Here is a 12111-nt window from a genome sequence, read left to right as displayed (position 1 = left end):
CTTACATACGGATTAACTGTGGGTTGAATTATTTCAAGATTAAGCTTTCGTTATTCTGTAATCTGGGTTATGCTGATTCCATCCAGTACCTGTATTAATACTGGTATCGCCATCACCGTCAATAAATATCTCTCTACCATCAGGAAGAGTTCTCCAATGTGGAGTGACGTGATGCATTTCAGGATTTTCAATAGTGGTATAATCAGAATCTGCAATATCGATACTTGTTGCATCAGCTAACCCATCTACATCTATACTATCTGAGGCTATTAAATCAGCATCTACACCATCCAATCCTTCAACCAGATCAATTATCCCAATTGATAGTACTCCGATCGCGGAGATTTTTGCCAGATCCTTACCAAGTTCAATAGCTTTATCTTTATCCCCACCAATTATTGCTTCAACAGTACCCATTCCTTTCCCAGCCACATGAACTATCCCATTACCGATGTCCTTGGCTGTATTCCCAACCGTATCAAAAACTTCTTCAAGCCCCTTATTTGATTGAGATTTATCACCAGTAATGGTTCCAGCAACTACATCATAAGTTCCACTTGCTAAACTTCCAAGTCGTTCACCAGTTCTTGCGGTCGTTTGATGCACTCCCTTACCAACCTCTTTAATGAAATTACTATTAGTAACTTCTCCTACTATTTCTATAGAGCCACCAATAACCCCGCCTACTACTTGTCCAGCTAATGAACCTAGTCCTTTCAAGAACCCCATAGATGTTCCCCCATTTATAACTTATTATAGGTATATTATACCATGTAATAATTATTAAATTATAAAGATTTTATCAAGATTCCTCTAATTTGTTTAAGTAGTCTTATCCAAACCTCAGGGGTATTAATCTATTTATATGCAAATGTTTTTTTATATACAGACTGCTTAATCATCTAACTCAAAATAAAATTCTGTTCAATAAACTAACCCATATATTTGCAAAAAGAGATTAAGTACTAATTATTATTAAAGAAACGAATCACTACCTGTTAAAATATCGTGAAATTATATAGGGTTCAAACATATCAGGACATATACGAAAGGAAACTTTTCAATATCGAAAAGCATTTCAATGATTCTTCAGATCGGAAACAAGAAATTCATTTTTTAAAAAACGAGTTGATGTAAAAAAATAAAAATTCCTGTCCCAAATGTTCCCCTCACACAACAGGCTTAATCCCTTGCCCCACAAGGCTTTTCCTACATTTTCGAGATAAAAATTATTGTCCCTTCAGATCAGGTTACAGGGGCCAAAAACCGGTAAGAAACTGGTTCAACTGTGAACGAAAACGAATAAAAATTAGTGTCCTTGATTTGGTAGAGAAATGCCTGAGGAAAGCAAGGATCGGCATCTAAAACACCTGGGTAATAGCCTGAGAAGTGCCTGAGTAAAAGCTTGAGAAAACCTCTTCCATTGCTTCAAAAGCCTTGATCCGCCTGGGTTTCTGCTTGAGTAATGATTCGAGAAAAGACTGAGAGATCACTGCATTATTTTCTACCGCAACGACAAAAAGACTGGAAAATGGATCGAGGAAAAAATCGATCTTATCCAGTATTTGGGTATTTTGGACACTAATTTTTATTCCTGGTCAGTTTTTTTGAAAATGTACAGGAATTATTATTTAATTACAGCTGATAAAGGCCCCTATAAATAGCCGAAATATCATATTTATACTTTTAAAATATTGAAGACCCAACTTTATTAAAGTTTGCACTCCTTAATAATTAAAAAGCCGGTAGTAGCAACGTCGCTACTACCAGCTCTAAATTCAGTCTCAAACATATCATGAAAAATGTCTCAGTTATACTCGTTACTCACACGTAGACAAAATTTATTGTTTAATTAACCCCGCTGCCGCATCCCTTCAAACAGCAGGATCGTGGTCGCCATCGCTGCATTCAGCGATTCCGCCCGGCCAGCCATCGGGATGATGATACTCTTGTCCACGAGCTCTGCGGTCTGTGGCGAAATGCCGCGGCCTTCGCTGCCAATCAGCAGCCACTGGTTGCCGCGAAAATCGTGGCTGTAGCACGATTCTTCGCCTTGCAGCGAAGTGCTCACCAGTAATGCCCCGCGCTCACGCGCTTGCGGCAGGATCTCGCCGAGATCTCCCTCTATAATAGGGAGATGGAACAGCGAGCCCATCGTGGACCGGATGGTCTTCGGATTGTACAGGTCGGCGCAGCCCTGACCCAGTATCACCCCATCCGCGCCGGCGGCATCGGCGCTGCGGATAATCGTGCCGACGTTGCCAGGGTCCTGCACCCCGTCAAGTACTACCACGAAGCTATCCTGCACAGACAGGATAGCTTCCGCCCCGTGCCCTTCCTTCCGCACGATGGCGAACACTGGCTGCGGTGTATTAGTGCTGCTGCATTTGGCAATGACCGCAGCCGATACACCGATCACTTCCATGCCTTGCACAGCCTGAAGGTGATCCTTCAGCTCGGCTGGCATCCCCTTGTCGAGGTCATAAGCCAGAATCTCCACATCGGCTTCCGCCAGCAGCGCTTCCTGTACGAGGTGTACACCCTCGACGATATATTTATGGGCCTTGTCACGGTGCTTTTTCTCCTGCAGCCCGGCCCATTCTTTTACCCGCGTATTTTGCGGAGACATGATTTCCATAAGGTCTTCCTTTCATTTTCGAATCAACAACCAAATTTAGTAATGGCCGCTTAATTGGATTGCTACGGGCTCAAAGAGCTCGGAGGGTTCTTATGTTCACTGTTAAAACCTGATTTCTCGATTATAAGAGAACTTAGAAGTTCGAATCAGACTTTTAAGGCAAACAATTCCGTTTCCCCATTACCCCAAGGGCTTTGATAACGGGGAAATATCCCATTAATTCTTCCCTTTTAGGGCTTTGAACATAAATAACTGGAATTTATCCCGTTAATTTTTCCCTTTCAAAGCTTTGGTCATAAATAACAGGAATTTATCCTGTTGATCCACCTCTTCCATCACTTAATTGGGCAGACTAAGGTGATTAACAGGAGTTTTTCCAGTTATTTTTAGAAAAGAAGCGGATTTAATGAAAATAACAGGAGAAATTCCCGTTATTCCAATGCCCTATAGAGTGAAGTTGAGCTTTTCGGCCCATTTTTCATCTTGGATAGATGAAATCCCAGTAAAACCAAGGGGACGTTTTGGTTCTAAAGCCCCCACAGCCCCAGTCCCCCTACAAATAAGCCATCTCCAGCTTCGCCAAATTATCCTTCCGGCCAACGATAACCAGAATATCGCCTTCAGCCAAGCGATCTTCGGCCCGAGGCGAAATATTCATCTCCTCACCCTTGCGAATCGCCATGACGTTACAGCCATATTTTGCCCGAATGTCGAGTTCCAGCAGGTTTTTGCCCAGCATCGGCCCGGAGACCTTCATATCGAGAATGCTGTAATCCGGCGACAGCTCAATATAATCCAGAATGTTCGGGGAAGCCAGATGATGCGCCACACGCATCCCCATATCCCGCTCTGGATAAATAACCTTGTCCGCTCCTATTTTGCCCAGCACCTTACCGTGCAACTCGCTTTTCGCTTTGACCAGAATCGCCGGAACCCCCAGATCCTTCAGGATCAGCGTGGTCAAAATGCTGGACTGGATATCCTCCCCGATCGCTACCACAACCACATCAAAATTACGAATGCCCAGCGCCCGCAGCGCTTCTTCATCAGTGGAATCCGCGGTTACCGCGTGGGTCACGATACTCGATATTTCCTGTGTCCGCTGCTCGTCCGCATCAATTGCCAGCACATCAAACCCCATGCCGCTAAGCGCCTTGGCTACACTTGAGCCGAAACGCCCCATGCCGATGATGGCATATTGTTTTTTGGGCATATCCATGCACCTCCCGTTGCTGTCTGCATCTCCCCACAGTATAGCATAAGGCCTTAAAAACTTGAATTTTCAGCCCCAAGGCAGGGTACATTATATCCTGTAACCCTTTGCTCAATTATTAAGGAGGTTGTATGATGCCAATTACACTTGATTTGCGGCAGGCGGTTATTCATAAAGTGCACGGGCAATCCGAAGCCGATCTTCGTCATATGATCGAGGGCTCTATCGACGGTCCTGAAGCTGCGCTTCCCGGCCTCGGTGTGATGTTCGAGATCACTTGGAAGCACCTCGACGCTGCCAAGCAAGATAAGGTTATCGACCTGCTGCACGAAAATCTCAAGTCGATGACTCCCGGATCTCTGACCACTTCCTGATCTGGAGTGCCATCAGCCAAAAACCTCCGCAACATCAGGATGCTAGCCAGCCTGAGCGCGGAGGTTTTTCATCAATATCCGAACAAATGATTATGGGAACTACAGTTTCTTACTAAAAGTTAAGGAGCGGTCTCCAAGAACTTCGCCGTCGGATTCTTCTCCATAGCTGTACGCATCGCGTACTCGTTCTCGAACAGCACCACAAAGTTGCCCTTCTTGTCTTTGACCAGCGTCGAGTTGATCCGGAATTTACTTGGGTCAGGCTCATTCTCGTCAACGATCCAGCGAGCGAACTGATACGTCATCCGCTGCAGCTGTACGTCCACGCCATACTCACCCTTCATGCGGTAATCGAATACCTCGAACTGCAGTTGTCCAACTACGCCCAAGATGATATCGTCAAAGCTAACCGTACGGAACACTTGGATCATGCCCTCTTCGGTCAATTGGTCGACACCCTTCTGGAACTGCTTCGATTTAAGGGCATTCTTAATACTTACCTTGGCAAAAATCTCCGGCGAGAACGTTGGCAGCTCATCAAATTCAATATCACCAGCTTGGCTCAGCGAATCCCCGATTCGGAAAATCCCTGGATCGAACAAACCAATGATATCGCCCGGATACGCTTCTTCCACAATATCACGATCCTGTGCCAAAAATTGCTGCGGCTGAGCCAGCTTGATATCCTTACCGGCACGGACATGCTTTACACTCATGCCGCGCTGGAACTTGCCAGACACAATACGCAGGAAGGCAATCCGGTCACGGTGAGCCGGGTTCATATTGGCTTGAATTTTGAATACATAACCTGTAAACTTCTCATTTGTCGGCTCCACGGTACCCGCAGTACTACGGCGCGGTTCCGGCTTTGGTGCCAGCTCAAGGAAGTTATCCAGGAAGGTCTGTACCCCGAAATTGTTGATCGCACTGCCGAAGAATACAGGTGTAAGCTCTCCCCGCAGCACTTTCTCATAATCAAAAGCGTCACCCGCTACGTCCAGCAGCTCCAGGTCCTGGCACAACTGATCATGCAGATATTCTCCAGCCATCTCACGAATAATCGGATCATGGTACCCTTCAACCTTCTGTACCTTAATCACTGAGTGGTCATCCCCTTGGAACAATTCCACCTGGTTCTTCATCCGGTCATATACTCCGCACAGCTCGCGTCCAGAACCGATCGGCCAGTTCATCGGCACAGAACGAATACCCAGCACTTGCTCCAGCTCTTCCATAAGGTCAAACGGACTACGGCCTTCACGGTCCAGCTTATTGATGAAGGTGAAGATCGGAATGCCCCGTTTGGCGCAGACCTGGAACAGCTTGATCGTCTGAGCCTCGACACCCTTCGCTACGTCGATCAACATGACCGCGCTATCTGCTGCCGTCAGGGTACGGTAGGTGTCCTCACTGAAGTCCTGGTGACCCGGGGTATCCAGAATGTTCACCCGATGATCATTATAATCAAATTGCATAACCGAGGAAGTAACGGAAATCCCCCGCTGCTTCTCAATTTCCATCCAGTCACTTGTTGCATGTTTGCTGGCCTTGCGGGCTTTAACCGTTCCTGCCAGCCGGATCGCGCCACCGAACAACAGCAGCTTCTCCGTCAAAGTTGTTTTACCGGCATCCGGGTGGGAAATAATCGCAAACGTTCTGCGCTTATCCACTTCCTTCTGCAGGATCTCATTCTCTTTACTCATTACACATATCCCTTCATATATAAAATTCATGGTGCGTTTTCAATGGCGCCAGGTCCGCATCAAATCGGTAATTTGATCATTTTACATTTCCCTTCACTTGGAGAATTAATGAAATGCAAGCATCCTTTAAAGTATAACAAAATCGGGCAGAGATTATCTACATAAAAGCCCGCTTTGTAAAAAGAAACGGCTACTTTAGCCTTAGAACAAGGACAAGTACCCGTTTCTTGTAAAAATATACGTTTGATCTCTTGCACCAAGACAATAATCCTGTTATCCAAGTAGAAACGGCTTTGCCGTCCGCTAAGGGACGGTATCTGTTTCAGCGAGAAATATAGGGATGATTTATAGTGTTAAGCATCACATTCTTATTTTTTCAAAAAAATCTCCCCGCGATCTTCCGCAGGGAGATTTATACACAACATGTACGGCTTCATTGTTTAGTTATTCAGCCGCCATACTACATTATCTTCTTCCTGGCCGTTCACCGGCCACCAGTGGAAGCCTTCCTGTGCCAGCAGTTGATCCGCTTCGACAGGGCCCCATGAGCCTGCAGGGTAGGAGGCCAGATCGCTAGCCCCTTCCTTCCACGCCTTGGCGATACGGTCCACGAACGACCATGCCGACGATACTTCATCCCAACGCGTGAAGTAAGTGGAATCACCACGAGCTGCATCATGCAGCAGACGCTCATAAGCTTCCGGCGAGTTGATACCCACCATACAGCTTTGGCAGAAATCCATAGCCAGTGGCTGAATTTCCGATTCCGAGCCCGGTTTCTTGGCATTGATCTTCACATAGATGCCTTCCATCGGGTTTACACGGATTACGAGCAGGTTCGGTTCCAGTTTATGCTTTTGACCTAAGTAGACGTTGGTCGGCATGCCCTTGAATTCCACAACCACTTCCGTTGTCTTCACCGGCAGACGTTTGCCTGTACGGATATAGAACGGAACTCCGGCCCAGCGGAAGTTGTCTACAAATACGCGGGCGGCGAAATACGTCTCCGTATTGGACTCCGGATCTACCTTGTCTTCCTGCCGGTAAGCTGGCAGGGACTGACCTTTATGCGAGCCTTCTGTGTACTGACCACGCACAACGTTCTCACGTACCTCTTCAGAGCTAGCGTAAGGACGGAGTGAACGGAGTACCTTGACCTTCTCGTCACGGATATCCTCAGCCAGCAAGCGGCTAGGTGGTTCCATGGCAATCATGGTCAGCAGTTGCAATATGTGATTCTGCCCCATATCCCGCAGAGCTCCGGCATGATCGTAATATCCGCCGCGCTCTTCGACACCCACAGTTTCGCCGAGTGTTATCTGAATATTGGCAATATGCTTGTTATTCCAAAGCGGTTCGAAAAAGGCATTTGCAAAACGGATCACCTCAATGTTCTGCACCATTTCCTTACCGAGATAATGGTCGATCCGGTAGATTTCTTCTTCCTTGAAGACCTGACGAATCTGCTCGTTCAGTTGCTCTGCGGATTCCAGATCATAACCGAATGGCTTCTCGATGACAAGGCGATTCCAGCCTCTGCTATCCAGCATGCCGCCGGCTTTCAAGTTGTTGGACACACTGCCAAATAGCTCAGGTGCTAGCGCAAGATAGAAAATACGGTTGCCCGGAATTTCGAACTTACCTTCCAGCACTTCTGTCTGGGCACTCAGCTCGCGGAAACCGTCAATATTATTGATGTCCAGAGATTTGTATTCAAAATGCTGGACGAAGCCGTTCCACTCGCTCTCATCTTCTGCCTGATAACGGCAGAATTCACGGATGGATTCCTTCACGTCTTCTCTGAATTCATCTTGAGTACGCGGACGACGCGCCACGCCGATTACCGCAAAATCATGTGCCAGTTTGCCTTCACGGTACAAGCTGTAAATAGCCGGGAACAGCTTACGCCGGGCTAAGTCTCCGGTAGCCCCAAAGATAAAAAATACAGCACCGGGTGTGTGCAGTGCATCAAGGGTTTGATTTTCAGCCATGGCTCCTCATCTCTCTGTATGTAATTTAGTTGACAATCATTCTCAACGCCGGATACATGCATTAACACTTTAACGGCGTGATGCCATTTTATCATATTCCGAAAAAGGATGCTATCACATTCCTGACAATTACCCTCGGGATATCGACAAAAGCGATCACCTTTTCTTATTATGGACTATATTTCAACTTATATGATGTTTTCTTCAATATTCAATCGTAATCAAAGGAAAACCGATGGTTATTCTGTTCTCATTATTGATATCATCTCTATGGACAGCCGCCTGCATTGCCAGCTTGTGATTGCCACTAACAACAAAGCGTTCCAGCCCTGGCACCGTATAAGAACGGCTGTAGGTGGCATCGTCTTCATAACTCTCCGCTTCAGCCAGCCCAGGAACTTGAGCAGCAAGGTTCTTTTCCGTCACTAGTAAAGCCTCTTTAGGTTGCCCTTGCTCTTTGGCCGTTCCTTGCAGGGAGGCATTCCATTCGGCATCAATACCATTGTCCAGCATGAGCTTGCCCATCTGTAGAGCTTGACTCTGCCAATCCCCTGCTTTAGTCAAATCTGCTGTCTCCAAAGTGGCTATCACATAGCTATGGCCTTCGCCCAGCTCACTCCAGAAGAGCGAAATTAAGGCATTCTCTGTCAGAGAGGACGTAGCACGGTAGGTCAGATGGCCATGCTCTTGAACAGCTGTAGGTGTGCCTAGTCCAAGGCCTTTGGCTAGCTCCGCAGCACTGACAGGACCTGCTGGACTTACGGCATCCCTCCCACTGTACTCACCCTGCCATTTCAGAACAAGGCGCAGGGGGGTGCCAGGTTGCGTAGCCCGCTGGCCGACCGATTCCAATAAAGAAAGGGAGTCTTGTAGGCCGCTAACCCCATCACTGTTTGTCACATCAGCGCCTGTGGCAACAGTATGTGCTGTGGCCACTTCCTTGATGGATTCAGCCTCCGCCTCATTAATAAATCCAGCCACGAGGATCACCGCAAGACTCAAACACAGTACCAGCAGCGTTGCTTTCCCTGCTCCCTTGTTCCCATTCTTCATCGTCCATCTCCCTCTCCATCCGGTCTAGCAATCTACTAAACAGGATGACCAGGGATGAGAGATTTTAAACCTGAATCAATTTCATAATTCTGATTTCAATCCGAATAGGAACAATATATACCGATACCATGTATAACTTGTTATCGATGATTAGACGCTCACTTATGGATTTTTGATATTGATTCACCTGCAATAAAAAAACCTGCGGATTACTCCGCAAGTCCGTTTTTATATGCATAAATGGCCGCCTGGGTGCGGTCCTCCACATCCAGCTTGGCGAGAATATTCGTCACATGGAATTTCACAGTTTTGATCCCAATAATAAGCTGGTCGGCGATATCCTGATTGGATTTACCCTGAGCCAGCAGGCGCAGCACTTCCATCTCACGTTCTGTCAGTTCTTTATACGCCGGTGCTTCTACCTTTGCATCGTTGCGGAAGCGATTCATCATCTTGGAAGCCACCTGGGATTCCAGTACAGATTGTCCCCGAGCCGCAGCGCGAATCGCATCCGCGACTTCAGTCGCCCGTGAAGTTTTGAGCAGATAGCTGAAAGCTCCGGCTTCGATCACCGGGTACATTTTTTCATCATCCAAATAGCTGGTGAGCACAATGACTTTGCAGTCGGGAAATGTCTTCATCAACTGCCTCGTCGTTTCAATACCGTCCATACCGTCCATGACAAGATCCATCAACACTACATCGGGATTGTATTCATGGGCAAGGCGGATGCCTTCCTCCCCACTCCCTGCTTCCCCTACTACTTCGATACCGTCTTCAGTACCCAGGACCGCAGCCAGTCCGATCCGGACCATCTCATGATCATCGACTAGCAGCACCTTGATAGATGTCTCCATTTCCTCCATTGCTACCCTTCCCTCCTATTCATTGACTACCGGTACAGTAATCTCAATACGTGTTCCTTTGCCCGGTGCGGTGATGAACTGAATGGAGCCTCCGGTCTCAATAATACGCTCCTGCATGTTCGACAGACCATAAGAGGTCTGCTTGTTCTCATCCAACTCAAAGCCTACACCATCATCTCGCAGCGTTAACCGCACAGTATCTCCGCGACGATGCAACCTGATCTCCATCTTGGAAGCCTTGGCATGCCGCAGCGTGTTGGAAATAGCCTCCTGCACAATGCGGAACAAATGGTTCTCGATCCCCTTCATCAAATGAACATCAGGGTCCATCTCGAACACAATCTCAATGGGCATTTTCTCTTGCAGCTCCCGAACCAGCTCCCGCAGACCCTGCTCCAGTCCCTTGCCCTCCAGATAGACAGGCCTTAAGTGCAGCAGCAATGCCCGCATTTCCGATTGGGCCACCGCTGACATCTCTTCGATCAACGCAATCTGGCGTTGAGCTTTGTCAAAATCCTTCTCCAGCGTCCGTCCCACCGCAGTAGCCGTCATAGAGATGGCAAAAAGCTGCTGCGAAACCGCATCATGCAGCTCACGCGCAAGCCGCTGCCGCTCCTCGATGATCGCCGAGACACGCGCCTGCTCGGCAAGCTGCGCATTGTTGGTGGACAGCCGCTGGAGGGTGTTCACCTGGTTTTCCCATTTGACGCTGATCCGGCTAAGCTGTTCGCCGAGCCTGCCCAGTTCATCGTCGCCAAGCTGCGGCATGGATAGCGTCAGGTTGCCTTTTTCCCACAGGACCAGAGTCTCCCGCAGCCGTTCGAGCTTACGCTTCACGCGAAAACCTTGATAGAACCCAAAGCCCATACCGAACCCTACAGGAAGCAGCACCAGCGTAATCGCCGTCCGCACCCCAACCGTCCAGTTCTCAAACGGTTTCAAATAGCCATATGTATACATGATATACAGAATAACGAGCAGCATGACAAAGGAGAAAAGAGCCCCCTCACCCATGCTGCGCGAAATCATATTCGTATTCTTCTTTCCCACTCGGGGGCCCTCCTTTCTTCTGTTCAGGATAATCTGATATCCAAATCCCCTATTAAATAGGATACGTTAAATTTCACTTTATGTTCGCAGGTCTCATAGTTGGGCGATTTCCAGTTTAGCCGGTTGAGCATGCCTGTATCCCGCTGATGGCCAAAGTCGATCGATCCGAACAGTACAAAGGCCTCAATCTCCACCCCATATCCGTCTGACAGATGGATATCCATATCGCCAAAAATCCCGTGAAACAACATGATCGTCTCCCGATCATCTGCCATAGCAAGAGAAAGGTCTATATCCGCCTCTCCCAGCACATGCCAGGCGCTGAGGCTCTGCATCACCCAAGGCACACGATCCCATTCAAATCTGGAAGAAAAGTTTTGCTTCTGCATAAACCTTGACTGATGCTGCAACTGCTTGGATTTCCTGAAAAAGATGACCAGCGAGATCAGGCATATGCCGAGCACCAGCACCAGATGATCCAGCAGCAGCATGACCGCGCCGATACCAAGCAAGGTGTAGCCTTGCTTCACTTTGCCTGTCGTCGTGCGGTAAATACCCAGCAGCAGGAACAGGAGGGCGACAATGGAGAAAAAGCCAATCCATCTGCCAAATATCATTATGCTGCCAACGCCGATGAGTCCGATGGCAATCAAACGGCTCCGCTTATCCATTTTTGCACCTCCTAAAAGTTTTGCGAAGCAAAACTTGCTTCGTAAGCATAGGCCTTAAGTTTTGCGAAGCAAAACTCACTTCGTAAGCATAGGCTTTAAGTTTTGCGAAGCAAAACTCACTTCGTAGGCATTGAGGGAGGCGTTTGCTCGCGCTCCTTCAGTTCCAAAATTCCTCTTCATGACTTGTTTATCGGCTTTAAGTTTTGCGAATCAAAACTAATGAGTAAAAAGATTCTTCAAAGCATCTTCAAAATATAAATAAAGGCATTTTTGTACCTTAATTTGGCTGTAACTGAGGATCAGCTTAGATTAAGGGCAATTTTGTACGTTAATTCTTCCGATTTATGCCCTACAGCGCATTTTCGCAAAAATAAGGTGCAATAATGCTCTTATTTGCTTAATTCCCCCAAAAACGAGGAATATAAGGTACAAAAATGCCACTAATTCCAAATAGGATGCCAAATAGAATCCAAGTATACGATCCAATATACAATGGCGAACTCAGTGCCAAACTCAGTACCAATCGCAGTACCAATCACAATACCAATCACA

At 47.3% G+C, this 12111-nt stretch carries 10 protein-coding genes; 1 reads left to right on the top strand and 9 read right to left on the bottom strand.

All coding sequences use genetic code 11. From position 1 onward, the window contains the following. Window positions 1–39 precede the first annotated feature (39 nt). The 3 genes from ACFORK_RS14685 to ACFORK_RS14675 form a co-directional block, all read right to left on the bottom strand. On the bottom strand, window positions 40–729 hold the full coding sequence (locus ACFORK_RS14685) for a hypothetical protein (protein WP_379200083.1): 690 nt from the start codon (window positions 727–729) through the stop codon (window positions 40–42). A 1123-nt stretch (window positions 730–1852) separates the two neighbouring features. After that, the gene (locus tag ACFORK_RS14680; RefSeq protein ID WP_379200081.1) at window positions 1853–2638 is read right to left on the bottom strand and encodes a TrmH family RNA methyltransferase; all 786 of its coding nucleotides are present in this window, start codon (window positions 2636–2638) and stop codon (window positions 1853–1855) included. A 553-nt stretch (window positions 2639–3191) separates the two neighbouring features. Beyond that, window positions 3192–3890 carry a potassium channel family protein gene (locus ACFORK_RS14675; protein WP_379200593.1) on the bottom strand — a complete coding sequence of 233 codons (699 nt, stop codon included), beginning with the start codon at window positions 3888–3890 and terminating at the stop codon, window positions 3192–3194. Window positions 3891–3985: 95 nt separating this feature from the next. On the opposite strand from ACFORK_RS14675, the gene sspI reads away from it, so the two are divergent. After that, window positions 3986–4225: a small acid-soluble spore protein SspI gene (gene sspI / locus ACFORK_RS14670; protein WP_379200591.1), complete on the top strand. Its 240-nt coding sequence runs from the start codon at window positions 3986–3988 to the stop codon at window positions 4223–4225. Window positions 4226–4344: 119 nt separating this feature from the next. Here the strand turns inward: sspI and ACFORK_RS14665 are convergent, their stop codons facing one another. From ACFORK_RS14665 to liaF, 6 genes are all read right to left on the bottom strand, one after another. After that, window positions 4345–5928 carry a peptide chain release factor 3 gene (locus ACFORK_RS14665; RefSeq protein ID WP_379200079.1) on the bottom strand — a complete coding sequence of 528 codons (1584 nt, stop codon included), beginning with the start codon at window positions 5926–5928 and terminating at the stop codon, window positions 4345–4347. A gap of 440 nt (window positions 5929–6368) precedes the next feature. Next, window positions 6369–7919, bottom strand: coding sequence for a glucose-6-phosphate dehydrogenase (gene zwf / locus ACFORK_RS14660; protein ID WP_379200077.1), 1551 nt, complete (start codon window positions 7917–7919; stop codon window positions 6369–6371). Between the two features lie 204 nt (window positions 7920–8123). Then, window positions 8124–8972, bottom strand: coding sequence for a YwmB family TATA-box binding protein (locus ACFORK_RS14655; protein WP_379200075.1), 849 nt, complete (start codon window positions 8970–8972; stop codon window positions 8124–8126). Between the two features lie 209 nt (window positions 8973–9181). Continuing rightward, complete coding sequence (locus ACFORK_RS14650) at window positions 9182–9829, bottom strand: response regulator (protein ID WP_175369894.1); 648 nt, start codon at window positions 9827–9829, stop codon at window positions 9182–9184. Window positions 9830–9853: 24 nt separating this feature from the next. After that, entirely contained in the window at window positions 9854–10867 is a 1014-nt protein-coding gene (locus ACFORK_RS14645) for a sensor histidine kinase (RefSeq protein ID WP_379200588.1), read from the bottom strand. Window positions 10868–10911: 44 nt separating this feature from the next. After that, a complete protein-coding gene (gene liaF, locus ACFORK_RS14640; RefSeq protein ID WP_379200073.1) occupies window positions 10912–11559 on the bottom strand; it encodes a cell wall-active antibiotics response protein LiaF in 648 nt (215 codons plus the stop codon). Between the last annotated feature and the right edge of the window lie 552 nt (window positions 11560–12111).

Origin of the sequence: Paenibacillus sp. GCM10012306 (genome assembly GCF_042649265.1) — a bacterium.
In the GTDB taxonomy this organism is placed as follows: domain Bacteria; phylum Bacillota; class Bacilli; order Paenibacillales; family Paenibacillaceae; genus Paenibacillus_AQ.
The sequence above is the reverse complement of the archived record's forward strand: the minus strand, read 5'-3'. Positions and strand labels throughout refer to the sequence as shown.